This window comes from Pseudonocardia kongjuensis (genome assembly GCF_039526905.1).
Taxonomy (GTDB): Bacteria; Actinomycetota; Actinomycetes; order Mycobacteriales; family Pseudonocardiaceae; genus Pseudonocardia; species Pseudonocardia kongjuensis.
The window spans coordinates 175,046-197,164 of sequence record NZ_BAAAJK010000053.1 but is presented as its reverse complement, the minus strand read 5'-3'; the positions used below and the strand labels follow the sequence as shown (position 1 = coordinate 197,164).

The window sequence follows — 22,119 nt, the reverse complement described above, 5'->3', positions numbered from 1 at the left end:
CACAGCTGCGCGACCTGCCCCGTCGTCAACCATCGGGTCCCCTCCGTCACGACGCCTGGCCGGCCAGCTCGCTCCCGATCTCCATCCGCAGCAGGTCCATGTGCCGGTACGGCTTGTCGCACGCCCGGCAGCGCAGCACCGGCTCCCCCGCCGGGACAACGTGCCCCGGACGCGGCGGCGGTAGGTACAGCGGCTCGTCGCACAGCCGGCGCTGCTCACCGCGGCCCACGACCGCGTTGCACCCGCCGATCGAACGCTCCGCCGGATCCCCGGCCGGGCCCCGGAGGTCGTCGAGCACGACGGTCAGGTCGTGGTGGACCTCCGCGGCGTGCGGGAGCGCGGTGATCTCCTCGACCCGGTCCAGCATCCACACGCAGTGCTCGAGCAGACCGCCGGGCAGGAACCGCTCGTCCCCCAGCACCGTGCAGCCCACGTCGAGGACCTCGAACACCGACTCGGCCAGGCTGACGATCGCCCACTCCGTCGGACGCGGCTCACCGTCCAGCTCGCGCAAGGGACGCGACCAGTCGTCCCGGCCATCTCGCGGGTGCGGCGGATACCAGACCGGGACGACCGGGTCCGGGCGGGACCGCGGATCGCGCAGCACCACGGCCTGCAGGTCCAGCGGCGGCATCGAGCAGAACCCCGGCGCCCGCCGGCCCGACGGGTCCCCCGCCGCCGGGAACGGGTCCAGGCGCTCCCACAGCACGGGGATCGACGCCGGCAACTGCTGGTCCCGGTCCCCCGCCCAGGCCGGGTCGAGCATCCGGGCGACGTCGCGGCAGCAGTCCAGGCACAACGTGCGGGCCGCGGCCCGGGCCTGCCCGCACACCGGGCACGCACCCGCGCGGCGAAGCGAAACCTGCAGCGGACCACGACGCACCGACATCCTGGTCGGCATGCGGCGGGTCATCGTTCGGTGAGACAAGAGACACCTCCGTCGGGGAGCAGGGCGGGGACGTCGTCAGGAGCGAACGCGCGCGACCGTTCGGGCGGCCAGCACCGCGACGCTGACTACCAGCACGAACAGCGCAACATCGGCGAGCAGCCCGACCCACTGGCCGACCTGCTCGAACAGCGTCGGCGGTGCCGGCGGCGGGTAGTTGATGCACACCGTCACCGGTGAGCCGCTGCTCTTGCACTCGTAGGGGGTCATGGCCGGAACTCCACTCCCGGGCCGGCGGCGTGCTCGGCGTCCTCACACCACTGCACGACCCGGCCCTGCTCGTCCGTCGCCGCGCCGTCCGGGCGGCGACTCGTCATCGTCGTGCGCCACCAGCCCACCCGGTGATGCGCCAGCGGACGCTCGTCACCGGTCTCGGCCCAACGGGCGGCGGCGAGCTCACGCGCCGTCTCCACGTCGTGGGTGCGGCGGACCAGCACGGTCGGCCAGCCGTTCGCGTAGGTCAGGATGTCCGCGCGGGGCGGTTTCGTCTGGACCGCCACCGAGCCGTCGGAGCGGGGCACACGCTCGCGGCGGCGCCGTGTCGAGGCCGTCATGCCGTGTCGTCCTTCGGCCAGTGTCTGCTCAGGTCCTCGACGAAGGCCCTGGCCTGGTGCTCCTCCACCCCGACGGTCCCGCGCAGCGTGCGCACCAGGGCGGCGTCGAGGTCCGCGGCAGCGACGACGTCGAGGACGCCGAGGGCGTGCTCCCGCAGCGCCGACGGGTCGAGCTGCCCGATCGACTTGTCGTGCAGGTGGACGTGCACGAACGGGCGGCCGGTGAACGCAGAGACCCCCGGCACGAACCGCAGCGGGGCGGTGCGGTCGTCACGCACCCGATCGGGGCGCAGCTCGAACACGACGAACTTCGCGGCCTCGGCAGAGGACAGCATGTCGCGGGACACGAACGCCGCGATCACCGCGGCGTCGTGACGGGCCTCCGTCGCGGCGGCCACGCACCCGGCAGCGTAGGAGACCGCCCTGTCCGGGGCCATCGTCCAGGCCTCGTCCTCGCCGACCGCGACCGCCACCCCGTACGTCCCGGACGGGAGGACTTCGGACTGAACCAGCAGCTCCGGCGGCGTCACCGGGTGCCTCGCTCCTGCAGGAGAGCACCGACGATCCCGAGCGTGAGGAACGCGAGGAACCCATACGCGATCCACTTCCAGTCCCCCAGGAACAGCGCGAGCCCGGCCCCGGCGATCCACACCAGCAGCCCGGCCGCGGACAGCGGATGCAGCCGCGGCTGCCGCGGTCCGGTGTCCTTCACGACCTCACCCCCTCGACCGCCCGGCGCGGCTTCGGCTCGGCCGGCTGAACGCCCGGGATCCCCGTCCGGGCCGCGACCGTCGGTGTCACCGCCGCCGGCGTTGCGACCAGCGACAGCGGTGGCGCGACGTTCTGCTCGTGCCGGGTCGCCGGGCAGTCCCCGCAGTACCAGGTGATCGAGCAGAGCATCGGAGCGGACTCCGCCGCCCTCCGCACGTTCGTCACATCACGGCGAGCCCACCGGTGCACGCCGACCAGGCACGGTGCCGGGACCTCTCCGAGTGCAGGAGCGGCATGCCGGACCGGGCCGGGGAGGTGCACGAAGGTGGCGGCGCACCGCTGCAGCTCGGCCAGACCGTCCGCCGCCAGCGCCCGAGCCTCGGCCAGGACCCGCTCGGCGCGCACCCGCCAGCGGCGGGCGACCAGCACCCCCGACCAGACCAGCGCGACACCGAGGAGCACGACGGCCGGGGCTACCCAGTCGGCCCACACGTTCACGATCCCTCCCCCCGCACTGTGGCCACGGCCTCGACGAAGGCCTGACGGTCGCCCGGTGGCACCGCTGGCTCCGGCGAGACGTACCCAGCCGGCGCGCCGAGCGTGTTCGGCTCGACGTGCATCCGGACCGCGGTGACAACGTCGGTGAGGGTGATCTTGCTGTCGTCCTTGCCGATTTCCCGCAGGCTCTGCAACCCGGCCGACCCGGAGTGGAACAGGGCGACGAGGTCACGGACGGCGTCGCGGTAGGACCGGTCGACGGCCTGGCTCAGCTCGGCTTGGAGGTGTCGGATCCGGGCCTGGAGGTGTCCGACGCCGATGGTCGCCGCGGTCGCGTCTACCGAGACGGGCTCCAGGCGGGTCAACGGACCATGGTCGAGCAGCAGCTGGTCCCACCGGCGTACTGCGTCCCCCGTACCGATCAGCGGAGCGATGGCGCCGGCACGCCACCAGCGGGATCGGGTCGTCGTGTCGATCACGATGCGGTGCCAGACGGCGCCGTCGCGGTCGCGGACCGCCGTCCCGGGCGGCGGCTCATCGGGGATGTCGCCGACCGCCCACACGGTGGGCATCTCGTGCGTTGCTTCGTCGGTCATGGTGCCTCCAGGGGTGTCATGCGGGCGGCGGTGTCGCATCCGGCGACGAACGCGTCGCGCTGCTCGATCAGGTCGGCGCCCTCGCCGTCGGCCCACCAGCGGCACTCCGCCTGGGCCAGCTCGTCCGGGCGTGGATCGCGGTGCTGCGAGGCGACCATCCACGCCCAGCCGCGGTCGTAGTCGGTGCGCCAAGCGCTACCCGGCGCCTCGACCGGGACGTCATGGGTGACCGCAGTGATCGCCGCGCCGGCCAGGACACCGAGAAGTGCCGCGGCGGCCACCCAGCGCAGGACCACGCGGTCCACGAACGGCTCCGGGGTACGCAGGTCCGGTTCCAGGTACGGCCCGGTCACGCCGGTGCCCCCAGCAGCTTCTGCAGCAGCCGGCGGCCGTGCTGCACATCGCCCGGCTTCACCGGCTGGTGGTCCGGGATCGCCAGCACGACCCGCGCCAGACGGGTCGCATCGTCGTCGGAGCGGGCGTCGAGCTGCACCAGCGGTAGCTCGTCCAGGGCGAGGAAGCAACGGCCCGTCGCGGTCACGTCGCCGTCGGCGGTGTGGTCACCCGGGTCGACGCCGAGCAGCTCACACACCCGGGCCAGGCCCGGGAGGGTGCGGCGCCCCAGCCGGCCGCGGGCGTAGCCCTCCAGGGCGTCGACCCGGTGGTGCCAGGGCTCCGGAGCGAGGCCGGCGGCCGCGAACAGCGGGCGGATCATGTCGATGTCGAAGTGCGGGTTCGACCCGGCGAACGTCCGGTCCTGCAGCGCCGTGTGCAGGCGGTGCAGCTCGGTGCCGTCGTCCCAGCGGTTCGGGTTGTCCAGGCCCCGCGCCCAGTAGCCGTTGATCTGCAGGGCTTCCGGGCTGGCCTGCTCCATGTCGAAGTCGCCGTGCGGAGGGATGAACGACGCCCGGTCCCCGGTGACCAGGTCCCACCAGGCGATCTCGACCGGGACGTCGAAACCGCGCCGTAGCCCGGTGGTTTCGGTGTCGACCACGACCCGGTGCAGCGGGCCGTGGCTCTCGATGGTGGTCACCACAGGTTCGATCCCTTCAACATCAACCGGGCCGCGTCCAGACGGGCCCACGCGGACTGCTCGCCCTGCATGTCCGGGTGCATCCGACGCGCCAACGTGCGGAACAAGGCCTCCCCGAACAGGTCCCGGGCACGCAGCCCGATGTCGGCGTGCGCCTGGTCGCGCATCCAGCGCAGCGCCTCGTCCGGGGAGTCGAACGGGCCCGGCGCGGGGCGGGGGCCGCTCTCGATCTGGCGCCAGCCGACGTACTGCTCACCCCGCGACGTCGCGCCGTGCCGGTCCACCGCGCGCAGCGCCTCCAACGACAGCGCGATCGCGCGGACGTTCGCCTGCCAGCCCGGGAGGTCGTTGTAGTAGCGCTGCTCGTACATGTCAGTGGAGAACGACAGCGGGCCCTTCGAGGCACTGGTGAACGACACCACCACCCCCGGGAAGTCGACCCGGGCGCGGGCCCGCAACATGCCGTCCAGGCGGATGTCGTCAGGTGGGGCATCCACCCGGAGCGCGACTGCGCCGACCGGGTCCAGGTGCTCGATCTCCTTGAGCAGCAGATCCAGCGTCGCCGACCAGCCCGCCCGGAACGTGCCCGACGAGCGGCGCTCGGGTGTCACCGGGCGCCCCCACTGCCCCAACGGTTCGACCTGCCAGCGGGTCACAGACCTGCCTCCTTCGACAGCTCGGTCACCTGCGCGATCAACTTGAACGCCTCCGGATCGGTGAGCTCCCGGTCCGGGACGCAGCCGTGCTCGCAGCGCAACCCCCGGGCCGCGCCGAACAGGCGGCAGATCAGCGGTCGCACCTCGTACACCGAGCAGGTGTTCAGCACCGTCAGGGCGGCGCAGCGCGGGACTCGGTCGAACCGGTCCAGGGTGGTGAGCTCGTGCACGGGCAAGCGCGGCGCGATCTCGACGCCGCGGTCCCGGATCCGCTGCCGCTCCAACCCGGACATGTCGATCGAGGTGCAGGCGTCCGCGCAGCGGCCCTTGCACGCCACCGCCGGCAGGTCGTCGTAGATGCGCTGCAGCTCGGCCACCGCGGCGGCCCGGTCAGTCCTCATCGTCACCCCAGCCGTCGTCGTCCTCGCCGTCGTTCCACTCCTGGTAGATCGCCTGGTCGGCCTCCCACATCAGGGCCTCGTCAGTGCGTGGGATCAGCATCGGCGGGAACTCCTCGAACGCGGCGACGTCCCGCAGCGACGACACCGGGAACGGGCCCTTCGGTGGCTCCACCGGATGCCGGCCCGTCACCTTCACCGCCAGCCGGAACCCGGTCCCCGGGCTGACCGCGATGAAGTAGCGACTCGACTCCGGCGGCAACCCGCCGGTGGCCGGCAGGCGCGGTGCCTCGTCGGCCAGCACCGGGCCCGTCGGGACGCCGTCGTCGTCCGGGAAGCCGATCGCCCGGCGCAGCGACTCCAGGCGCTGATCCTCCGACTGCTCCACCACCACTGAGCCAGTGACGTCGTGCTGCTCCGGGTCCAGCGCGTCCAGCGACAACCGGCCATCGCCCATCCGCCACACCACCAGAGCCAGAGCCGGGTACACCGGGTGCGGCACCGACCACGAGATCAGCGTCGCCGACTCCCCCGTCGGGCTGCCCTCCAGCCGGTCCCCCGGCCGCAGATCCGCGATCCTCACCGTGCATCTCCCCTCGGCAGAGCCAGCGAACGGTGCAGCCACCGCCAGTACGGGTGCAGCCGGCCCGGCAGCACCGCGTCACACGCCCACTCGGTCTGCTCGGCGGGGCGCAGCTGCAGGAACTCAGCGAGCGACACATCTCCGATGTCGGAGCGGGCAAGCTGGTGCCAGGCGTCGACCAGGTCGTCGACGACCTCGCAGATGCTGCGCGGCACCGAGCTGTCCTCCGGGCCGCCGCCCACGACCCGCAACGCGCGCTGCCGGAACGGGTCACGCTCCAGGTAGCCCTTCAGCTCCAGCTGCTTGATCTGATGCGACACCGACGACGTCGACGTCACCCCGGCCCGGGCACCGATCTGACGGATCGTCGGCGGATAGCCGTGATCGCGGACGTGCTCCCGGATGAAGTCCAGGACCAGGCGCTGCACCCGGGACAGGAGCGGACGAGCCTCGGCGAGCTCAGCCACTGTGCTCACCGCCGTCCGTGCTCGTCGGGGGCTCCGAGTTCGCGATCCGCAGCAGCACATCGGCGTGGCACGGCATGTCCAGCGGGCACCAGCACGCCAGGTCTCGGCCGCCGAGCTGCTCGCGGATCTCCGCGAGAGGCGGGTACGTCCACGCCACCGGGCCTCGGCGGCCCCCGAGGTGCCGCCAGTTCGGGAAGGACAGGCGACCGCGCTCGGCCAGCACCTCGAAGTCCCGAACAACGAGCGTCGCGACCTGCCGGTCGTCCAGGCTCGGGTACTGGGCGGCGACGTCGGAGAGGCTTATCGGGTTGCCCCAGCGGGTCGGGCGCGCCACCACGATGGCGTTCTCCGGCTTCCGGTACCCGCGGGCTCGAGACAGGCGCACTCGCTCAGCCACGGTGCTCACCGCCGGGGCCGGGGGGCGTGCGATGCGACTGCGTAACCACCTTTACGGGATCTTGATGGTCATCTCGGTCGCCACAGAGAAACTCCGGATCTAGGCTCCAGCGCGGTGTGCCGGGAAGTCTGGTCGGCGAGCGATGAACCGTGCCGTCGAGAGGACAACCGTGAACGTCTATCGCTCGGAAGCCGGCCGCCGGGCTCTGCAGGACTGGTGCCGCGCCGAGCTGGACCGTGCTCTTCCCACCGCGCGTCGACGAACCCTCCCGACCTGCCTCGGACCCACTCACCTCACCACCGTCGGGTCCGGACCGGGCGTCGTCCTTCTGCCGGGGACCAACTTCGGGGCAGCGACCTCGACACCGTTGATCTCGGCATTGTCGAGGTCGTTCCAGGTCACCGCGGTGGACACACCCGGACAGCCAGGTCTGAGTTCCGGTCAGCGGCCGATCGACGACCTGGTCACGCAGCACCAGCACTGGTTCACCCAGGTACTTCGAGGCATCAGCGCGAACTCCGGGCCGCTGTTGCTGGTCGGCGAGTCTCTCGGTGCGGTAGCGGCGCTCTGCGGTGACCCCACCCCAGAGGTCCGCGGGCTGGTGCTGGTAGCTCCGGCCGGGCTGATCGAAGCGCGCGTGGACCTGGTCACGCTCCGCGCGACCCTGCCGTGGCTGCTGCGACCGACCCCACGCCGCGCTGCCCGTTTGCTCGCCACGATGGCAGCCGGGGCACCGATCGCTGATCACGACCGGCTGGTGGAGTGGATGGCGATGGTGCCCAACCACGCACGGAGCAGCCTCGCGCCGGCCCCGCTGCCGAACGTGACGATCGCCGCCTGGCAGCACACCCCGTGCCGGGTCGTCGTCGGTGAGCACGATCGCTTCTTCCCGCCGCCCCGGCTCGCCGGCGTCGCGCGATCGACACTGCACGCCACCACACGCGTTGTCCCTGACGCCGGCCACCTGGTGGCTCACACCGCGCCCGAGGCGGTTGTGGAAGCGGCCGCCGAACTGCATGGAGTCAGCAAGGACTCCAGTTGAGACAATCCGCCTCACGGCGCCTACCCGCGGGTTCCGCTCAGCCTCCGTCACGGCCGTGAACTCGGCGCCGGACACCCGCACCGTTCCGCGGTCACCCATCGCTGGCCACCTCCTCCGCCCGGCCGACCTCGAAGAAGTGAAAGGCGAACGCGTCCCCGTCCCCGAAGAACACCGACCCCACGAACCGGCCGACGTCGTCCGGGACCGGGTGCCCAGTCCCGACAGCCACCAGCACCCGAGGCTCCGGCGGGTCCTCCGGATTCAGCCGTACCCACACCTCGATGTCCCGCCGTCGGCGGCGGTGGGTGCGGATGCCCAGCACCTCCGCCGACGGCGGGATCGTCAGCGTGACGTGCTCGGCCAGTCGGTCCTCGAACCGCCAGATCGTCTGCTCAGCCACGGTCCGCGCTCCGTCCGTTCCGGCCCTTCACCGTCAGCACGCGGGTGCCAGCCCGGGGGAAGTCGTTGAGGTGGTGGAGGTAGCAGGTCCCCGCGGTGATCAGGACGTAGTCGTCCTTCACCACGGTCGTCTGCGTCTCACCCGTCTTCAGGTCCTTGGCGGTGACCTCGATGCCCGGGTCCTGGTCGCTGATCTGCTCAGCCACGATCGCCTCCCCAGGGCTCGACGCGGGCCCGGCCCCGCTCGTAGTGCGGCACCGGGTCCGGCGCGGGGAGCACGACCCGATGGTTCCGGTCGAGCTCGGTACCGGCGTCGTCGTGCCAGACCCAGTCGCTGTCCTCGTTGTCGGGGTCCGACAGCTCGCGGGTGATCCGCAGCGTGTTCAGCTGCGAGGGAGTCAGCTCCGCGACGTAGGCCGCGACGCCGGCCTCGACGTGGAAGGAGTCCGGGCGGTCGACGTGCCGGAACGCGTCGTGGAGCTCGTCGAGGCAGGCGACCATGCGGCGCTGCCAGCCGAGCGGCATGGACTGCATCAGGGTGCGGTGGAGCACCAGGTAGTTGGCGTAGGTCAGGCCGAAGTGCTGGTGGATCGGCTCCCCCTCGCCGGACCCGGTGTTCAGCTGGTCGGCCAGAGCGCGCGCGAGCTGCTCCTCGATCAGGGCCCCGTCGACGTCGACACCGAACTGGACGTGCAGGTCCAGCAGCACGGACTCCGGCTCGGACGAGTCGCCGACCGCGGTCACGTGCCAGCCGGGCGGGACCAGCTCACCGGCCTCCGGGTCGACGGTGCCCGGCGCCACGTGGTGGACGGTGGCGTGTAGGTCCGGGGCCCGGAGCAGGGTGTGCAGGTCAGGCATCTGCGGTCTCCTCGTCGACGGCCGGGAGGGTCATCCCGCACCTCTTCGCGTGCGGGACGGTCAGCGACAGGACCTCGTCGCCGCGCGCTGCGAAGTGCTGCACCGGTTTCCCGTCGGTGGCCATCCCGATGATCTGCACGAACTTGCGGCCGGTCCCGATCTGCTCCTTGTGCAGGACCATCTGGACCTCGGCCCACAGGTCGACGTCGGCGCCGTCGACCTCGTAGGTCGAGCGGAACCACTGGCTCGGCTTGATGTCCTGAGCGAGCCGGAACCGGGCCAGCGCCTCCGGGGCGGGCTTCGTGGTCTGCTGCTCAGCCACGGCGGCACCTCCGAGCAGCAGCACGGAGCACCCGGACCGCGCGGCGGCGGCGGGCGATTCGCAGCCGGTCCGACCAGCGCATCACGTCGGTCAGGCCCCGGACGTGGCGGCGGCGCAGGACCTGCGCGACCGCCTCGGCCGCCGGGTCGTCGAGCAGCGCCGCGGACGTCGGTGCCGGCACGGCCGGGCCGAGGAGCCCGGCCTGGTCGAGGCGGGCCACCAGCAGCGCCCCGGCCAGGCACGTCGCCTGCCCGGAGCCGTACCGGCAGCCACGGTCGGCGCCCGGCCACAGCTCGCCTTTCCAGAGCCCGTGGGCGGCGATCAGGTCCGCGGCCCGGTCGAGCACCTCGGCGGTGTGCTCGGTCAGGCCAGGACGGGTTCCCGCCCGGCCGGCGCCGGGGTGTCCGGCGCCGGCGGGGTGAGCTCGCCGCGGGCGATCAGGAGCCGGTCGACGTGCGCTCCGAGGCCGCCCAGCGGGCGGTTCTTGTTCGGGCCGTCGGCCAGGGACACGCACTGCTGCCCGATCGGGGCTCCGCAGCCACGGCGGGACGAACGCGGCGGGCACGGAACCCGCGTCGACTCGGAGATCCGCTGCAGCTGGTTGAGGGACAGGTCCGAGTGCCGGCGCATCGTGATCACCTCCGGGTGCATACCGAACGCCTGTTCCAGTATGCACCGATTCGGTTCGATCGCCAACTAATTGAACGCTCATCCTGTTTCTCGTTTCTGCTGGTCGGGGACCGGTTCCCTTCCGGTGGCGGGTGGCGGTGACGGACCGCCGACACCCGCATCGGCAACCTGGACGGCGTCCAGCTCGGCCAACCGGTCCTGCTCGGCCCGCTGCGCATCCGCGGGCCGGGACGGCCTCGACGACGAACCCGCCGCCGAAGCTGTGTCGCTGATCGAGGTCATCAGCGGTCGAGCACCCGCCGGTGCCGTGTGCCGGCCGCGGCGGCGCGACGTCGTCGCGGCAGCGACCGCGGCGAGCGCGGCAGCACGCACCTCCGGCGAGGACACGGGCACGTGCCCCGCCGACGCGGCGGGCGGCCCGTCGGCCGCCGCGGGGGTCCCTGACGAAGGAAGGGACCCCGGGTCGGGAAGAGCGGGACTCCGCGTGGGACTCCCGTCGGGAGTCCCTGTGGGTGTCCCACCGGGTGTCCCACTGGGACGCGCTGACCTGGCCTTACGACGCTTTTCGGCCAGCGCGCCGCGCATTCTGGCCTTCCGCTCGGTCTCCTTGCGGCGCTTCTCCAGCACCTGCTCACGCGACGGCTGATCCTCCAACCAGTCGACGAACAGCCACCCGTCCTCGGTGGGCTCCCACACGCCGCGGCGGACCAGCTCGGCGACCGCCCGCTCCGGGTCGTCGCACTTGCGCGCCGGTAGACCAGCCGGGACCCGGCCGTCCTGCAGGTGCCGGGCCACCCACACCCCAGCGCGTGTCCACAGCGCGACAGCGCAGTCCGGGGCATCGAACATCCGCGGGTCATCGTCGAACGAGTCGTCGACCTTGAACCAGGTCATCGGGTTGGACCTCCGAGGGGGGAGCAGGTCACAAGGGCAGTACGCGGGCCCGCCGCTACGGCGGCCCGGCGGCCGGGCGCGGGGCGTCGTAGTCGGCGAGCGCCGCGGCCAGGTCCAGGCGGTGCCAGACCCGGCCCTCACCAGGCCTGGACACCAGCACGACGCGGATGACGTCCGCCGGCCGGACGACGCCGTGCGTGATGTGCTGTGGTGAGTCGTGCATCGCCGCCGGCGAGAACCCGCGGACCCACACGGCGAACCACTCGTGAGCCGGATCAGCGGCCGGCTGCGCCGGTGCCACCCCGGGCGTCGGGACCCAGCCCCCGCAGTCACAGCCCGGTGTGGCGCACGTCTTCCCGCGGTGCCCCGACGACAGCACCGGGCGGTCCGCGTAGTACTCGGTGCGGCCGGACACCATCGGGCAGGCCTGCGAGGTGTAGAGGCAGCACTCCGGGTGCAGCGGTGGCTCGTCGAACATCAGGCGGCGCAGCTGCTTCGGGCCGCCCAGCAGCACCGCCGGCGGGCGCAGCGGGTTCCCGCACACCTGGCACAGGCCGCGGGTCCAGCACGCCGCAGCGCGGGACTGGTGCTGTGCGCGGAAGTCGACGCCGCCGTCGGCCAGGGCGACGTTGAGCCACGGCTGCACCAGCCCACCGACGGTCGGTCGGTGAGCCAGCGCGGCCGGGATCGGCGGGACGTCGGACATCGCTCAGGAACCCGCCCGCAGCGAGGCCGGGGCGGAGCCCTGCAGCATCGGCAGGTCCGGGAGCTCCTCCGAGACCCGGCCGGTCACCACCGACCAGGCCTGCTCCTCGGCGATGTCCGGGCGGATCCGGACCGCGATCAGCGACAGGCCGCCCTCCTTGGTCACCCGGTGCCGCAGCGCGACCTGCAGATCCACCGGGTCCGAACCGAAGTACGGGCGGGTCCGCACCGTCAGCTCGGTCGGGAGCTTCACCTTCCCGGCGGCCTCGTCGCGCTCCAGCCAGGTGAACTCCTGCGCGCCCGACTCCAGGTTGACCGCCTGGGAGAAGGTGACGTTGCGCTTCACGTTGAACGTGGTGATCGCACCGACCAGGCCGGCGGCGGGCGGGTCGACGATGTTGTGCAGGTGGTCGTTGACGAACTCGGCGAACGCGACCTGCCCCAGTGCCTTCCCGTCGATCGCGGCCCACGCCGCCCAGTCCGGGTCGACCTTCACCACCAGCTTCGCGCGGTGATCGCGCCACCCGATCCCGACACCGTCCGGGCCGTCGGCGTCGTTGAACACCGCGGTGATCGACGGCGAGGTAGCACCCGTCGCGGGCTGGTGCGCCCACAACGTGGTCTGCGGTTCCCGCAGGCGCTGGACCAGCGTGACGAACGAGGGGGCGTCGAACACCTGGTACTCGCCGCGCGGGCGGGCCGGTTCGTCGAGGTACTGCTCCAGGTCCTTGATGCGCAGCTCGTCACCCGGGCGCAGGACCTGGGCCAGGACGTGATCCGGGCGGTCCGGCCACGACACGTCGGGGCGCTCGGACACCGCGTCGCGGACGAGACGCTCGGTCTCCCGCAGCAGCTCCCCCGGGCCCGAGTGCACGTCGCCGACCTCTGCGGCGCTGTTCTCCAGGATGTGGTCGGTGCTGCTCACTGCTGGCCTCCGGCAGGGGTGTTGTGGATCTGGATGGAGAGCTGGTCGGGGTGCTCGAGGGTCAGCGCACCGGAGCGCGAGCTGAACAGCGTCCAGCTCTCCCGGGCCGCCGTCGGGGCCTTCACGGTCACGTCGTCGACCAGCTCCAGGGTCGAGACGGTGTTCTTCGAGATCGGCCGGACCGTGATCTTCAACGTGATTGTTCCGGCCTTCCTGTGCAGCCGGACCGCCTTCACCAGCTCACGGAGCTTCTTCGCGACCTCGACCATCAGCGCGCCGCCCCGCCACTGCGTCAGGGTCACCATCAGCTCCCCGGCCAGGTCGTCATCGGCGCGTTTCTGTTCCTCGGCCTCCAGCCGGGCCCGGGCCGCGGCGTCCAGCGGTGGCGCGGCGACCTCACCAGTCGGGTCGGGGGTGGACTCAGACATCAGCGGCTCCAGGTGCTGATCGGGGGGTGGACGAGGGGGCGTCCGGGAAGGCGTCGTGGGTACGTTCGTCCAGCTCGCGGGTGTGCTGGTCGCGGCGCGGGTACATAGCCGTCAGCTGCGCGCGGTCGTGGCCGGCCCGGACCGCCTCGCCTGCGCGGGGACCGTCCGGCCAGGCCAGATCGCCCGGCTGGTAGACGGTGCCGTCGTCGGCGACGGTGATGCGGCCGCGTAGGTCCATCAGGCCGTCCGGGCGGGTGGCCGGGTAGATCGACCAGCGGCCCCACTGCTTGAAGAAGAACGGCACCCCGGCCGCGGCGCACTGATCGCGCAGCGCGCGCGGCCAGGCGGGGTGCATCGGGCGGGCCTTCGGGCCGGACTCGCCGCCCGCGATGACCCAGTCGATCGCCGGGAGCTGTTCGAGCGGTGCCAGCGTCAGGTCAGTGCCGTCGACCGGGACCGGGTCACCCCACACCGGCTGTGGCGTCAGCCAGTACGTGGGCTTCGAGCGGCCCTTGAGCGGATGCCACGGGCCGAGCAGGTCGACCGGGCCGAGCAGCGGTTCGCACGACAGGAAGCGGACCGCGGCCGGGGCCTCCAGCAGCGCCGGGACGCGGAGCTCGGCGCGCTTCTGGTCCTCGACCGAGACACCCAGCCAGACGTTCGGCAGCGGCCACACCGTCGTCGCCGTCGTCGCCTGCTCTGGTGTGATCTGCCGGAACCGGCCAGGGCCCGGCAGCTCGAGGTCGCCGATGGCGGCTCCGACGCTGACCCGGAACGCCGCCGAGCTCAGCAGCGACCGCATGCGGCCGTGGCGCTTGGTCAGCACCTGGAAGGTGTGGCGCGGCGAGGCCGCCATGACCGCCCAGACCCGGGCGATGAACTCGTCCGGGACGTCGTCGTGGAACAGGTCGGACATCGAGTTCACGAACACCCGGGACGGCTTGCTCCACTGCAGCGGTGCGGCGAGCCGGTCCGGGCGCAGGGTGACCTCGAACCCGTGCGGGAACGCCTTCGTCCCGGCGAACCGGGTCGCGATGGAATCGGCGTAGCAGTGGTCGCACCCCGGGCTGACCTTGGTGCATCCCGTGACCGGGTTCCAGGTGCGATCGGTCCACTCGATCGTCGTCGAGTTCATCGGGCCACCGCCCCGCGGATCGCCTCGGTGCGGCGGCGGCCGTGCCGGGGCGGCATCTGCCGGTACCGGGCGCCGCCCGGGCGGTCCTGGCGCAGGCACGTCGCGCACTTGCGGTGCCCGTCCGGGGCCGGCGTCGGGACCAGCCCGAGCAGCACACGGCCGCACGCGGTCTGCCAGCGGTCGTCGCCGCCGGCCGGACGGATCCGGTGCGCGACCCCGGAGGAGCTGTCCGCGCGCGGGATCAGCGACCAGGCCCCCCAGCCGGTGCCGGTGTCGGACTGCTGCTCAGGCACAGCGCACCTCCGACACCAGCGGTGGTAGCGCACGCTCGTCGCCGTCGCCGCGGGCCCGGTAGAACGCCCGCTCGAACGCCTCGAACGACATCCCCAACCGGGCAGCAGCCTGACGCAGGGACAGCCCTTCCCCGCGCAGCACCAGCCAGTCGTCGAGCACGTCGTCGCGGGGACGCTGCTGTACCGCGTGCTCGGCCAGGTCCTCGCGGCGCCACGACGCCATGTAGCAGGCCCCGCACAGGCCGCGGGCCTTCTTCCGCCGGACACCAGTGGGAAGCGCAACGCCGGCGGCCGAGTCGGCCGGGACCAGCACGGCTCCGCACACACCGCGGCAGCGGGTACTCACCGGCCACCACCCCCGGCGGCGACCGCGTTCTGCACATCCTGGATCGCCGCGGTCACCGCGGCCGCGGCGAGGGTCGGGCCGGCGGCGAACCACGCGACGAGGCTCGGAGGGATCACCCCGGCGCGACGCTGCGGGGTGATGTCGACGCGCAGGACACCGGTCGCGGTGTCGGCGTGGGCGTCGACGTAGCTGCCGTGGTCATCAGACCAAGTGCGGGAGCCCGCGCGGCCGTGGATCTCCCGCAGCCCCGCGGCACGGCACACCTGGTCGAGGTCGTCGAGCGACGCGACCAGCACCAGAGCGGCGCTCACCGGGCACCGGCCCGGTGAGGCTGCTGCGGGGCGCCGATGCTGCGCGGGTCGATCAGCACCCCGTCCGGGGCGATGATCGTCAGGCGGCGGTCGAGGTCGAGGGCTGCGCGGATCGTGGACCAGGTCCCGGAGCGCAGTTCGTGTCGGAACGTCGCCGGGCAGGCGAGGATCCACGCGCACTCGGCGACGATGTGCCGGTTACGGACCAGGTAGCGGTGCGGGGGCCGGCTGTGGTCGAAGTAGGCCCAGGCGCGGGCCGCCGAGTTCGTCGGCGGGTGCATCACCACCTCGAGGCCGAGTTCATGGGCGATCGTCGCCGCCCGGTCGTCGGCGCCGATGCAGTCCCCGTGATGGAAGAACCGGGCCCCGGCCGTCTGCAAGCGGGTCAGCGCGGTCGCGACCGCGGAGGCCTGCGGGCTGGTCATGCCGCGGCGGGTGCCGGTGAACCCGACGTGCCGCTCCGGGTGCGGCCGGGTCACCGTCCGGTCCTTGTCGCCGACGCTGCGGGTCACGACCACCACCGGCGCAGCGAGGGCATCGCACCGATCTCGGCCTGCACGACAGCGCCGAGCTGATCAGAGGTCAGCAGCCCGGGGGCGCCCGGGACGCGGCGGTGCGTCGTCGCGCGCAGACGCACCGGCTGGCCGAGCAGGATCCCGAGGACGTGCACGTCGACATCCCCCGGGGACGGGGCCGGGTAGGCGTGCAGCGACGGGCCGTCCAGCTCAAGGGTCCAGCGGACCAGGGCAGTGACGTCGCCGCGCAGCAGGTACGGGTGGAGCTCGATCCGGCCGGTCACCACCACCGGGGCTTCGTGGCCCAGCAGCGGCGGCAGCGCCGACGCGGGGTCGCTGTCGCGGACCCCGATCAGCTCCACCAGGTCACGCAGCCAGTCGTTCGTGATCGTGGCGGCCGGGTACTGCAGTGTCGCGGTCACCGGGCACCCGCCGACCCGGTCGCGCACCGCGCGCACCCGATCCCCATCCTCGGTCCCGGCAGCCAGCGCATCGCCGCAGCAGCCATCATCTGACCGCAGCCGGTGCACGGCATCACCTGCTGGCCGCGCAGCGGGCGACGGATCCCGAACCCGGACCGGGCCGCATCAGCGGCCAGCACCATCGGGGCGACCGGGCCCGGGACCTGCAGGGCACGCACGGTGCCCGCCGGGCGAGTGGTCGGCCGGGGCAGGGTCGGGGCGCTCACGAGGACTTCCGCACGATCTCGACGAACTCCCCGGACAGGTAGCGCATCGCGGCGTCGACGCGGCGCTCGTCGACGTCCTCGGCGAGGTCGTCGAGCAACGGCTTCCCAGTCGGGTGCCCGGCCCCCACCTGCAGGACCGGGGCGTGCGGCTTGCCCAACGCGACCACGTGCCGCACGACGTCGTCGAACGCGTCGCCGTCGAGGCGTACCCACGACGGATCCAGCTCGTACCCGCGAGACAGCAGCACCGGGCGGCCGTCGTGCAGCGGAGCCAACCCGGCGCCGGCGGGTCGGTCCCGCGGGACCGTGGCGAAGTGCTGGTCGAGGGACTCCTGCTCGACACGGCAGCGAGCCTCGTCGAGCACCAGATACGCGGTCATCCGGACCGAGTGCAGCCGGGCCAGCAGCCAGCCGACGACCGGGACCAGCACACGTAGAACTCGGATGTTCGGGCCCTGGGTGTGCGGAGGATCCGCAGCTACGATCGGGGCGCGTTCAGCGGGGATGGGCATCGATCATCTCCGTGGGGACGGGGCCGGGACCGGGGACGAGCCGGGCCCGGCCTTCTTCATGAAGGGACAGGCAGCCGCGCGGCCGCCGCGAGAGCGGCCGACGGCGGGTCGTAGGGGGCGGCGGCGTAGGAACGCGCGCGCTCCGAGGACATGAAGCTGTTGCGGAACGCGAACCGGCGCGCTGCCCGCGCCGCAGCGGTGTTCACGCCCGGGGTCGACGCCGGCCGGACCGCGGCCCGGGGCAGGGTCGGCGCCGGAGGCTTCACCGACGTCGACACGGCGTCGTGGCGCGAGATCCGGGCCGCAGCCACCGCGCACGCCGGGCATTGCCGACGCGCGGTCGAACCATCCGGGACCCGGCCGGCGTGCACGATCGACAGACCGCACAGCGCGGTCTGCCCGCGGTTGCCGGTGAACTGACTGCGGGTCATCCGGTGGGCCGGCTCCTCGACCCGGTGCGCGCCGGTGGGAGCCCACCAGCCGGCGACGACACCGACCAGGGCGTCGGCGATGGGGAGCGGGGTGGGGGTCACGCGGGGATCGACTGGGGCTCGACGGGCTGGTTGAGCTTCTCCGGTCGGACGTCGCCGACGCGGATGCGGAGCTCGCCGCCCGGTGTTCGGGTCGCGGGGACGACGCCGCGTCTGATCCAGCGGTAGAGGGTGTTGTGGTGCACGCCGGCGATCTCGGCCGCGACGCGTCCAGTCACGACGGCGTCGTCGGAGTAACCAGTGTTACCGGGCATGGCACGCATAGTAACCAGTGTTACCCACAGCAGCGCAAGTGTCCGTCCGAGTCACCAGCGCTGGTGACCCGTCACACTGGTGATACGTGGTGATGTCTGGTTACACTCGCCGCATGAGCACAGCCGCGGACGCCGGGACCAGGCCCGGTGGGCGCATCCCGCGATGGACGTTCGCGGATCGGATGCGCAAGGTGCGAGTCGATCTACTCGAAATGCAGCAGACCGAACTTGCCCGGCATCTGGGAGTAACTCGTGCAGCATACGCCGCATGGGAATCGGGGCGCACCACGCCGCGAAACATTCTCGCTATTGCGAGGCAGGTCGAGGCACTATCAGAAGTCCCGGCTGCGTGGATTCTCGGCGTCGATTCTCCGGCCGACCCCGGACCGGACAACGAGCCGCGAACTGACCTTTCTGCTCAATCCGCGTTGTAGCGGAACCCGACCCCGCGGACGGTCGCGATGCGCTTCTCGCCGCCGATCTTGCGGCGCAGCCACGACATGTGCATGTCCAGCGTCTTCGACGACTTCATGTCGGCGTCGCCCCACACCGCGTGCAGGATCTCCTCCCGGGTGACGACCTGCCCGGCGTGCGTCATCAGCACCCGCAGCAGCTCGAACTCCTTGTTCGCGAGGGTGACCTCCTCGCCGTCGAGCAGCACCCGGCGCCCGGAGAGCTCCATCCGCAGGCCCCCCACCTCGACGACGTCCTGGGTGCGGCGGCGCAGCAGCGCCCGCACCCGGGCGAGCAGCTCGGCGAGCCGGAACGGCTTGGACACGTAGTCGTCGGCGCCGGCGTCGAGACCGACCACGAAGTCGACCTCGTCGGTGCGCGCGGTGAGCATCAGCACCGGCAGGTCGGACCGGGCGGCCCGGACCCGCCGGCAGACCTCCAGGCCGTCCATGCCGGGCAGTCCGAGATCGAGCACGAGCAGGTCCGCCGGGTCACGGGTGACCCGGTCCAGCGCCCCGAGCCCGTCCGACACGACCTCGACGTCGTATCCCTCCCGCTGCAGTGCCCGGGAGAGCGGCTCGGCGATCGCCGCATCGTCCTCGGCAAGCACCACGGTGGTCATCGTGCCGAGCATAGGCCCGCCGGCCCGGGACGGGGTCGCGGAGCCGTGCGTGTGGACTGGCATGCTCGCCGAACGTGAGCCCCGAGCAGAACGTGCCCGCCGACCCGCGTGACCTCGATCTCGCGCTGCGGCTGGCGGATCTCGCCGACGCGATCACCCTCCCCCGGTTCCGGGCGGCCGACCTGCGGGTCACCCGGAAGCCGGACCGCACCCCGGTGACCGACGCGGACACCGCCGCCGAGGACGCGATCCGCGCGGCGCTCGGCCACGAGCGCCCGCGGGACGCCGTGCTCGGCGAGGAGCGCGGTGCGAGCGGCGGCGCGCCGACCGGGCGCGGCTGGGTGGTCGACCCGATCGACGGCACCAAGAACTTCTCCCGGGGCGTGCCCGCCTGGGCGACGCTGATCGCGCTGGTCGTCGACGGTGTGCCGGTGGTCGGCGTGGTCAGCGCGCCCGCCCTGCACCGGCGCTGGTGGGGCGCGACCGGCGCCGGGGCGTGGGCCCGCGACCTGCCGTCCGGCACCCCGCACCGGATCTCGGTGTCCGGCGTCTCGGACGTCGCCGACGCCTACGTCTCCACCACCAACCAGGAGACCTTCCGCACCGAGCCCGGGCCGGTCTCCCGGGACGGCTGGACCGCGCTCACCGAGGCGTGCTGGGAGTCCCGCGCGTTCGGCGACTTCTGGCAGCACTGCCTGGTCGCCGAGGGCGTGCTCGACGTGGCCGTGGAACCGGCGGCGAACCCGTGGGACCTGGCCGCACCGGCCGCCGTCGTCGCCGAGGCGGGTGGCCGGCTGACCGACCTGACCGGGAACCCGACCTACGCCGGCGGGCACGGGCTGACCAGCAACGGACTGCTGCACGACGACGTGCTGGGCGTGCTCCGCGGGACGGCCGGGATCAGGACTCCGGCGCCAGCGCGGTGACCACCCGCGACGGCGACGGCCGGCCCAGGTGCCCGGCCATCCAGACGCTGGTGTCGACCAGCGCCCGCAGGTCGGCGCCGTGCGCGATGCCCAGCCCGTCGAGCATCCACACCAGGTCCTCGGTGGCGAGGTTGCCGGTCGCCGACCCGGCGTACGGGCAGCCGCCCAGGCCGCCCGCGCTGGCGTCCACGGTCGTCACGCCGCGGCGCAGCGCGGCCAGGGTGTTGGCGAGCGCCTGGCCGTAGGTGTCGTGGAAGTGCACCGCGATCCGGTCGACGCCGACACCGCGCGCGGCGCAGGCGTCCAGCACGGCGCCGACGTGCGCCGGGGTGGCGACGCCGATCGTGTCGCCCAGCGAGAGCTGGTCGCAGCCCATCTCCATCAGCCGGGCCCCGACCGCGGCCGCCTGGCCGGGATCGACGCCGCCCTCCCACGGGTCGCCGAACACCATCGACACGTACGCGCGCACCCGCAGGCCCTCGCGCACGGCGCGGGTGACGGTCGGCTCGAACATCGCGAACTGCTCGTCGAGGGTCCGGTTGAGGTTGCGCTTCGCGAAGGTCTCGGTGGCCGAGGCGAACACCGCGACGTGGTCGCAGCCCGCCTCGATCGCCCGGTCCAGGCCGCGCTCGTTCGGCGTCAGCACCGGGTAGTCGAGCCCGTCGCGGCGGTGCAGCCGGGCCAGCAGGTCGGCGGCGTCGGCGAGCTGCGGGACCCACTTCGGGTGCACGAAGCTGGTCGCCTCCAGGGTGCGCAGCCCGGCGTCGGCGAGCCGGTCCAGGAACTCTGCCTTGATCTCGACCGGGATCACGGCCGACTCGTTCTGCAGGCCGTCGCGCGGCCCGACCTCGTAGATCTCGACACGCTCGGGGAGATCGGCGTCGCGCACCGTCGTCGGCAGGCTGCTCACGCCCCCATCCTCTCCCGGACCGCGGCGCCCGCACGCCCCCGCAGGGATGTGCGCTGCGTCTCCCCCGGCGCCGTGCCCGCCGCACCGCGCCGCGCGCTCCCGGTCCGGCCGATCTCCCGGTGCAGCCGGGCCTGCACCCGCTCCACCACCGGGACGTGCCGGAAGGTCAGCCGCTCCCCCGCCACGTCCAGCGCCAGGGTGCCGCAGCCCAGCAGCCGTTCGACGGTGGTGCTGCGGACCCGCACCGCGTCGATCCGGTCGATCGGCACGTCCAGCCCCTCCCGGGCGCCCATCCCCTCCCGGACGACGAACCGCAGGTTCGTCACGAGCAGGTGCGAGCAGCGCCAGCGGACCAGCGGCAGCACCGTCGTCCGGGTCACGGCGAGCCCGGCCAGCACGCCGAGCAGCGCCCACGCCCAGGGCGCCCACACCTGCAGCCGCACCACCGCCGCGGCGAACCCGGCCACCGCCGCCACCAGCAGCAGCGCGCAGGCCGGGCGCAGGCACAACCGCCAGTGCGGCCGGCCGAGCAGCACGACGCGCTCGTCCTCGCCGAGCGCGTCGTCCGGGAACGCCATGACCCCAGGCTAGAACGGCGCGGGCCGGTCGCCGGGCCGACGCGCGGTGCGAACCCGCTGGTCAGCGCAACGGGTGAGCCGGCTGAGCCGGCGGTGCGCTACGGATGATCGGCCGCGCGCAGGTGCACGATGTCGCCGGCGGCGACCGCGACCCGGTCGCCGTTCTCCAGGTGCACCAGCAGCCTGCCCTGCGGGTCGACGTCCTCGGCCATCCCCACCAGGTGGTCGCCGCCGGGGCGCTCCACCCGGACCCGGGAGCCGAGGCTGGCGCAGCGCGACCGGTAGTCCGACCGGAGCCCGCACGCGTCGGCGTCCCCGCCGGCGTCGCGCCACTCGGCCTCGCGCAGGTACAGGTGCCCGAGCAGCGCCACGACGACCTCGGCGCGGGTCGCGCTCAGCCCGTGCGCGGCCAGCGAGGTCGCCCCCCACGGCAGCTCGTGCGGCGGGGTGGCGACGTTCAGACCGATGCCCAGCACGACGCCCGGCCCGCCACCGGACACCGCCGTCATCTCGGCCAGGATGCCGGCGGCCTTGCCCCGGGACGGCCCGGCGAGCAGGTCGTTCGGCCACTTCAGGGCGGCCGGGAGGCCCGGCGCCACCTCGGTGACCGCGTCCACCAGCGCCACCCCGGCCAGCATCGGCAGCCAGCCCAGCCGGTCGGCGGGCACCCCCTCGGGGCGCCACAGCACCGACATCGTGATCGCCGCACCGGGCCGCGAGGTCCAGGTGCGGTCCAGCCGGCCGCGGCCGCGCACCTGCTCCTCGGCGATCAGCACCGACCGGTCCGGCGCGCCCCGACCGGCCTCGGCGAGCAGGTCGGCGTTCGTGGAGCCGGTGGAGGCGACCACGTCCAGCGCCGTCCAGCCGCCCGCCGGGCGCAGCACCGCCGTGCGCAGGGCGTACACGTCCAGCGGTTCGTCGGCACCCTCGTCGGGGTTCGTCCCGGTCGTCATCACCGCGCACCGTAACGGGCGTACGGCACACCGTCGCCCTCGGCAGGACCCGGATCGATAACGCTCCTCACCCGACCGGGTGCGCTGCGG

Annotated in this window: 41 protein-coding genes; 3 read left to right on the top strand and 38 right to left on the bottom strand. The window is 73.2% G+C overall.

Annotated features, from left to right (window positions below; translation table 11 throughout):
* Positions 1 to 46: 46 nt before the first annotated feature.
* From ABD160_RS30705 to ABD160_RS30640, 14 genes are all read right to left on the bottom strand, one after another.
* On the bottom strand, positions 47 to 832 hold the full coding sequence (locus tag ABD160_RS30705) for a hypothetical protein (protein WP_344029347.1): 786 nt from the start codon (positions 830 to 832) through the stop codon (positions 47 to 49).
* A gap of 132 nt (positions 833 to 964) precedes the next feature.
* Complete coding sequence (locus ABD160_RS30700) at positions 965 to 1,156, bottom strand: hypothetical protein (protein WP_344029344.1); 192 nt, start codon at positions 1,154 to 1,156, stop codon at positions 965 to 967.
* Positions 1,153 to 1,500 carry a hypothetical protein gene (locus ABD160_RS30695; protein WP_344029341.1) on the bottom strand — a complete coding sequence of 116 codons (348 nt, stop codon included), beginning with the start codon at positions 1,498 to 1,500 and terminating at the stop codon, positions 1,153 to 1,155. Before ABD160_RS30695 ends, ABD160_RS30700 begins: the two co-directional genes overlap by 4 nt.
* Positions 1,497 to 2,030: a hypothetical protein gene (locus ABD160_RS30690; RefSeq protein ID WP_344029339.1), complete on the bottom strand. Its 534-nt coding sequence runs from the start codon at positions 2,028 to 2,030 to the stop codon at positions 1,497 to 1,499. The genes ABD160_RS30695 and ABD160_RS30690 overlap by 4 nt, the downstream gene beginning before the upstream one ends.
* Positions 2,027 to 2,212, bottom strand: a complete 186-nt coding sequence (locus ABD160_RS30685; RefSeq protein WP_344029337.1) for a hypothetical protein — start codon at positions 2,210 to 2,212, stop codon at positions 2,027 to 2,029. Before ABD160_RS30685 ends, ABD160_RS30690 begins: the two co-directional genes overlap by 4 nt.
* Positions 2,209 to 2,709, bottom strand: coding sequence for a hypothetical protein (locus ABD160_RS30680; protein ID WP_344029334.1), 501 nt, complete (start codon positions 2,707 to 2,709; stop codon positions 2,209 to 2,211). Before ABD160_RS30680 ends, ABD160_RS30685 begins: the two co-directional genes overlap by 4 nt.
* Positions 2,706 to 3,305: a hypothetical protein gene (locus ABD160_RS30675; protein WP_344029331.1), complete on the bottom strand. Its 600-nt coding sequence runs from the start codon at positions 3,303 to 3,305 to the stop codon at positions 2,706 to 2,708. Before ABD160_RS30675 ends, ABD160_RS30680 begins: the two co-directional genes overlap by 4 nt.
* On the bottom strand, positions 3,302 to 3,658 hold the full coding sequence (locus tag ABD160_RS30670) for a hypothetical protein (protein WP_344029328.1): 357 nt from the start codon (positions 3,656 to 3,658) through the stop codon (positions 3,302 to 3,304). Before ABD160_RS30670 ends, ABD160_RS30675 begins: the two co-directional genes overlap by 4 nt.
* Positions 3,655 to 4,338: a 3'-5' exonuclease gene (locus tag ABD160_RS30665; RefSeq protein WP_344029324.1), complete on the bottom strand. Its 684-nt coding sequence runs from the start codon at positions 4,336 to 4,338 to the stop codon at positions 3,655 to 3,657. Before ABD160_RS30665 ends, ABD160_RS30670 begins: the two co-directional genes overlap by 4 nt.
* Positions 4,335 to 4,994, bottom strand: coding sequence for a hypothetical protein (locus tag ABD160_RS30660; RefSeq protein WP_344029321.1), 660 nt, complete (start codon positions 4,992 to 4,994; stop codon positions 4,335 to 4,337). The genes ABD160_RS30665 and ABD160_RS30660 overlap by 4 nt, the downstream gene beginning before the upstream one ends.
* A complete protein-coding gene (locus tag ABD160_RS30655) occupies positions 4,991 to 5,395 on the bottom strand; it encodes a YkgJ family cysteine cluster protein (RefSeq protein WP_344029820.1) in 405 nt (134 codons plus the stop codon). Before ABD160_RS30655 ends, ABD160_RS30660 begins: the two co-directional genes overlap by 4 nt.
* Positions 5,385 to 5,975, bottom strand: coding sequence for a hypothetical protein (locus ABD160_RS30650; protein WP_344029317.1), 591 nt, complete (start codon positions 5,973 to 5,975; stop codon positions 5,385 to 5,387). The genes ABD160_RS30655 and ABD160_RS30650 overlap by 11 nt, the downstream gene beginning before the upstream one ends.
* Positions 5,972 to 6,451 carry a LexA family protein gene (locus ABD160_RS30645; RefSeq protein ID WP_344029314.1) on the bottom strand — a complete coding sequence of 160 codons (480 nt, stop codon included), beginning with the start codon at positions 6,449 to 6,451 and terminating at the stop codon, positions 5,972 to 5,974. The genes ABD160_RS30650 and ABD160_RS30645 overlap by 4 nt, the downstream gene beginning before the upstream one ends.
* On the bottom strand, positions 6,435 to 6,827 hold the full coding sequence (locus tag ABD160_RS30640; protein ID WP_344029311.1) for a DUF4326 domain-containing protein: 393 nt from the start codon (positions 6,825 to 6,827) through the stop codon (positions 6,435 to 6,437). Before ABD160_RS30640 ends, ABD160_RS30645 begins: the two co-directional genes overlap by 17 nt.
* Positions 6,828 to 7,008: 181 nt before the next feature.
* Between ABD160_RS30640 and ABD160_RS30635 the strand changes: the two genes are divergently transcribed.
* Positions 7,009 to 7,881, top strand: a complete 873-nt coding sequence (locus tag ABD160_RS30635; protein ID WP_344029308.1) for an alpha/beta fold hydrolase — start codon at positions 7,009 to 7,011, stop codon at positions 7,879 to 7,881.
* A gap of 91 nt (positions 7,882 to 7,972) precedes the next feature.
* Here ABD160_RS30635 and ABD160_RS30630 read toward each other — a convergent pair whose 3' ends face one another.
* The 20 genes from ABD160_RS30630 to ABD160_RS30535 form a co-directional block, all read right to left on the bottom strand.
* The gene (locus ABD160_RS30630; RefSeq protein ID WP_344029305.1) at positions 7,973 to 8,281 is read right to left on the bottom strand and encodes a DUF7352 domain-containing protein; all 309 of its coding nucleotides are present in this window, start codon (positions 8,279 to 8,281) and stop codon (positions 7,973 to 7,975) included.
* Complete coding sequence (locus ABD160_RS30625; protein WP_344029302.1) at positions 8,274 to 8,486, bottom strand: hypothetical protein; 213 nt, start codon at positions 8,484 to 8,486, stop codon at positions 8,274 to 8,276. The genes ABD160_RS30630 and ABD160_RS30625 overlap by 8 nt, the downstream gene beginning before the upstream one ends.
* The gene (locus ABD160_RS30620) at positions 8,479 to 9,138 is read right to left on the bottom strand and encodes a hypothetical protein (protein ID WP_344029299.1); all 660 of its coding nucleotides are present in this window, start codon (positions 9,136 to 9,138) and stop codon (positions 8,479 to 8,481) included. The genes ABD160_RS30625 and ABD160_RS30620 overlap by 8 nt, the downstream gene beginning before the upstream one ends.
* Complete coding sequence (locus ABD160_RS30615) at positions 9,131 to 9,460, bottom strand: hypothetical protein (protein ID WP_344029296.1); 330 nt, start codon at positions 9,458 to 9,460, stop codon at positions 9,131 to 9,133. The genes ABD160_RS30620 and ABD160_RS30615 overlap by 8 nt, the downstream gene beginning before the upstream one ends.
* Complete coding sequence (locus ABD160_RS30610) at positions 9,453 to 9,806, bottom strand: DUF6197 family protein (RefSeq protein ID WP_344029293.1); 354 nt, start codon at positions 9,804 to 9,806, stop codon at positions 9,453 to 9,455. The genes ABD160_RS30615 and ABD160_RS30610 overlap by 8 nt, the downstream gene beginning before the upstream one ends.
* 17 nt (positions 9,807 to 9,823) lie before the next feature.
* On the bottom strand, positions 9,824 to 10,090 hold the full coding sequence (locus ABD160_RS30605; protein ID WP_344029290.1) for a hypothetical protein: 267 nt from the start codon (positions 10,088 to 10,090) through the stop codon (positions 9,824 to 9,826).
* A gap of 78 nt (positions 10,091 to 10,168) precedes the next feature.
* Complete coding sequence (locus ABD160_RS30600) at positions 10,169 to 10,984, bottom strand: hypothetical protein (protein WP_344029287.1); 816 nt, start codon at positions 10,982 to 10,984, stop codon at positions 10,169 to 10,171.
* A 55-nt stretch (positions 10,985 to 11,039) separates the two neighbouring features.
* Entirely contained in the window at positions 11,040 to 11,690 is a 651-nt protein-coding gene (locus ABD160_RS30595) for a hypothetical protein (protein WP_344029284.1), read from the bottom strand.
* 3 nt (positions 11,691 to 11,693) lie between these two features.
* Positions 11,694 to 12,614 carry a DUF2303 family protein gene (locus tag ABD160_RS30590; RefSeq protein WP_344029281.1) on the bottom strand — a complete coding sequence of 307 codons (921 nt, stop codon included), beginning with the start codon at positions 12,612 to 12,614 and terminating at the stop codon, positions 11,694 to 11,696.
* A complete protein-coding gene (locus ABD160_RS30585) occupies positions 12,611 to 13,042 on the bottom strand; it encodes a hypothetical protein (protein ID WP_344029279.1) in 432 nt (143 codons plus the stop codon). Before ABD160_RS30585 ends, ABD160_RS30590 begins: the two co-directional genes overlap by 4 nt.
* The gene (locus ABD160_RS30580) at positions 13,035 to 14,177 is read right to left on the bottom strand and encodes a DUF5131 family protein (RefSeq protein WP_344029277.1); all 1,143 of its coding nucleotides are present in this window, start codon (positions 14,175 to 14,177) and stop codon (positions 13,035 to 13,037) included. Before ABD160_RS30580 ends, ABD160_RS30585 begins: the two co-directional genes overlap by 8 nt.
* On the bottom strand, positions 14,174 to 14,470 hold the full coding sequence (locus ABD160_RS30575) for a hypothetical protein (RefSeq protein WP_344029274.1): 297 nt from the start codon (positions 14,468 to 14,470) through the stop codon (positions 14,174 to 14,176). The genes ABD160_RS30580 and ABD160_RS30575 overlap by 4 nt, the downstream gene beginning before the upstream one ends.
* Entirely contained in the window at positions 14,463 to 14,783 is a 321-nt protein-coding gene (locus ABD160_RS30570; RefSeq protein WP_344029272.1) for a hypothetical protein, read from the bottom strand. Before ABD160_RS30570 ends, ABD160_RS30575 begins: the two co-directional genes overlap by 8 nt.
* Positions 14,784 to 14,812: 29 nt before the next feature.
* Positions 14,813 to 15,127 carry a hypothetical protein gene (locus ABD160_RS30565; protein ID WP_344029267.1) on the bottom strand — a complete coding sequence of 105 codons (315 nt, stop codon included), beginning with the start codon at positions 15,125 to 15,127 and terminating at the stop codon, positions 14,813 to 14,815.
* Positions 15,124 to 15,639 carry a hypothetical protein gene (locus ABD160_RS30560; RefSeq protein ID WP_344029264.1) on the bottom strand — a complete coding sequence of 172 codons (516 nt, stop codon included), beginning with the start codon at positions 15,637 to 15,639 and terminating at the stop codon, positions 15,124 to 15,126. Before ABD160_RS30560 ends, ABD160_RS30565 begins: the two co-directional genes overlap by 4 nt.
* Positions 15,636 to 16,064, bottom strand: coding sequence for a hypothetical protein (locus ABD160_RS30555; protein ID WP_344029261.1), 429 nt, complete (start codon positions 16,062 to 16,064; stop codon positions 15,636 to 15,638). The genes ABD160_RS30560 and ABD160_RS30555 overlap by 4 nt, the downstream gene beginning before the upstream one ends.
* Positions 16,061 to 16,330, bottom strand: coding sequence for a hypothetical protein (locus ABD160_RS30550; RefSeq protein WP_344029258.1), 270 nt, complete (start codon positions 16,328 to 16,330; stop codon positions 16,061 to 16,063). The genes ABD160_RS30555 and ABD160_RS30550 overlap by 4 nt, the downstream gene beginning before the upstream one ends.
* A complete protein-coding gene (locus ABD160_RS30545) occupies positions 16,327 to 16,761 on the bottom strand; it encodes a hypothetical protein (protein WP_344029255.1) in 435 nt (144 codons plus the stop codon). The genes ABD160_RS30550 and ABD160_RS30545 overlap by 4 nt, the downstream gene beginning before the upstream one ends.
* 137 nt (positions 16,762 to 16,898) lie before the next feature.
* Positions 16,899 to 17,375 carry a hypothetical protein gene (locus tag ABD160_RS30540; protein ID WP_344029253.1) on the bottom strand — a complete coding sequence of 159 codons (477 nt, stop codon included), beginning with the start codon at positions 17,373 to 17,375 and terminating at the stop codon, positions 16,899 to 16,901.
* Positions 17,372 to 17,587: a helix-turn-helix domain-containing protein gene (locus ABD160_RS30535; RefSeq protein ID WP_344029251.1), complete on the bottom strand. Its 216-nt coding sequence runs from the start codon at positions 17,585 to 17,587 to the stop codon at positions 17,372 to 17,374. The genes ABD160_RS30540 and ABD160_RS30535 overlap by 4 nt, the downstream gene beginning before the upstream one ends.
* A gap of 92 nt (positions 17,588 to 17,679) precedes the next feature.
* On the opposite strand from ABD160_RS30535, the gene ABD160_RS33445 reads away from it, so the two are divergent.
* Positions 17,680 to 18,021 (top strand): helix-turn-helix transcriptional regulator, encoded by a 342-nt coding sequence (locus tag ABD160_RS33445; RefSeq protein WP_425563692.1) that lies wholly within the window; start codon positions 17,680 to 17,682, stop codon positions 18,019 to 18,021.
* Here ABD160_RS33445 and ABD160_RS30530 read toward each other — a convergent pair.
* Positions 18,006 to 18,662 (bottom strand): response regulator transcription factor, encoded by a 657-nt coding sequence (locus tag ABD160_RS30530; protein ID WP_344029248.1) that lies wholly within the window; start codon positions 18,660 to 18,662, stop codon positions 18,006 to 18,008. The genes ABD160_RS33445 and ABD160_RS30530 overlap by 16 nt on opposite strands.
* Before the next feature lie 74 nt (positions 18,663 to 18,736).
* Here ABD160_RS30530 and ABD160_RS30525 point away from each other — a divergent pair, with 74 nt between their 5' ends.
* Positions 18,737 to 19,588: an inositol monophosphatase family protein gene (locus ABD160_RS30525; protein WP_344029245.1), complete on the top strand. Its 852-nt coding sequence runs from the start codon at positions 18,737 to 18,739 to the stop codon at positions 19,586 to 19,588.
* On the opposite strand, the gene ABD160_RS30520 is transcribed toward ABD160_RS30525, so the two are convergent.
* From ABD160_RS30520 to ABD160_RS30510, 3 genes are all read right to left on the bottom strand, one after another.
* Complete coding sequence (locus ABD160_RS30520; RefSeq protein ID WP_344029242.1) at positions 19,563 to 20,498, bottom strand: hydroxymethylglutaryl-CoA lyase; 936 nt, start codon at positions 20,496 to 20,498, stop codon at positions 19,563 to 19,565. The two genes, ABD160_RS30525 and ABD160_RS30520, sit on opposite strands and share 26 nt — an antisense overlap.
* Complete coding sequence (locus tag ABD160_RS30515; RefSeq protein WP_344029239.1) at positions 20,495 to 21,076, bottom strand: PH domain-containing protein; 582 nt, start codon at positions 21,074 to 21,076, stop codon at positions 20,495 to 20,497. The genes ABD160_RS30520 and ABD160_RS30515 overlap by 4 nt, the downstream gene beginning before the upstream one ends.
* A gap of 98 nt (positions 21,077 to 21,174) precedes the next feature.
* Complete coding sequence (locus ABD160_RS30510) at positions 21,175 to 22,029, bottom strand: biotin--[acetyl-CoA-carboxylase] ligase (protein WP_344029236.1); 855 nt, start codon at positions 22,027 to 22,029, stop codon at positions 21,175 to 21,177.
* Positions 22,030 to 22,119: the final 90 nt, after the last annotated feature.

Coding starts and splice junctions, on each gene's coding strand:
- ABD160_RS30700 (WP_344029344.1), bottom strand. CDS start 1,156: ATGACCCCCTACGAGTGCAAGAGCAGCGGCTCACCGGTGACGGTGTGC.
- ABD160_RS30695 (WP_344029341.1), bottom strand. CDS start 1,500: ATGACGGCCTCGACACGGCGCCGCCGCGAGCGTGTGCCCCGCTCCGAC.
- ABD160_RS30675 (WP_344029331.1), bottom strand. CDS start 3,305: ATGACCGACGAAGCAACGCACGAGATGCCCACCGTGTGGGCGGTCGGC.
- ABD160_RS30655 (WP_344029820.1), bottom strand. CDS start 5,395: ATGAGGACTGACCGGGCCGCCGCGGTGGCCGAGCTGCAGCGCATCTAC.
- ABD160_RS30620 (WP_344029299.1), bottom strand. CDS start 9,138: ATGCCTGACCTGCACACCCTGCTCCGGGCCCCGGACCTACACGCCACC.
- ABD160_RS30605 (WP_344029290.1), bottom strand. CDS start 10,090: ATGCGCCGGCACTCGGACCTGTCCCTCAACCAGCTGCAGCGGATCTCC.
- ABD160_RS30600 (WP_344029287.1), bottom strand. CDS start 10,984: ATGACCTGGTTCAAGGTCGACGACTCGTTCGACGATGACCCGCGGATG.
- ABD160_RS30595 (WP_344029284.1), bottom strand. CDS start 11,690: ATGTCCGACGTCCCGCCGATCCCGGCCGCGCTGGCTCACCGACCGACC.
- ABD160_RS30585 (WP_344029279.1), bottom strand. CDS start 13,042: ATGTCTGAGTCCACCCCCGACCCGACTGGTGAGGTCGCCGCGCCACCG.
- ABD160_RS30580 (WP_344029277.1), bottom strand. CDS start 14,177: ATGAACTCGACGACGATCGAGTGGACCGATCGCACCTGGAACCCGGTC.
- ABD160_RS30535 (WP_344029251.1), bottom strand. CDS start 17,587: ATGCCCGGTAACACTGGTTACTCCGACGACGCCGTCGTGACTGGACGC.
- ABD160_RS33445 (WP_425563692.1), top strand. CDS start 17,680: ATGTCTGGTTACACTCGCCGCATGAGCACAGCCGCGGACGCCGGGACC.
- ABD160_RS30530 (WP_344029248.1), bottom strand. CDS start 18,662: ATGACCACCGTGGTGCTTGCCGAGGACGATGCGGCGATCGCCGAGCCG.
- ABD160_RS30515 (WP_344029239.1), bottom strand. CDS start 21,076: ATGGCGTTCCCGGACGACGCGCTCGGCGAGGACGAGCGCGTCGTGCTG.
- ABD160_RS30510 (WP_344029236.1), bottom strand. CDS start 22,029: ATGACGACCGGGACGAACCCCGACGAGGGTGCCGACGAACCGCTGGAC.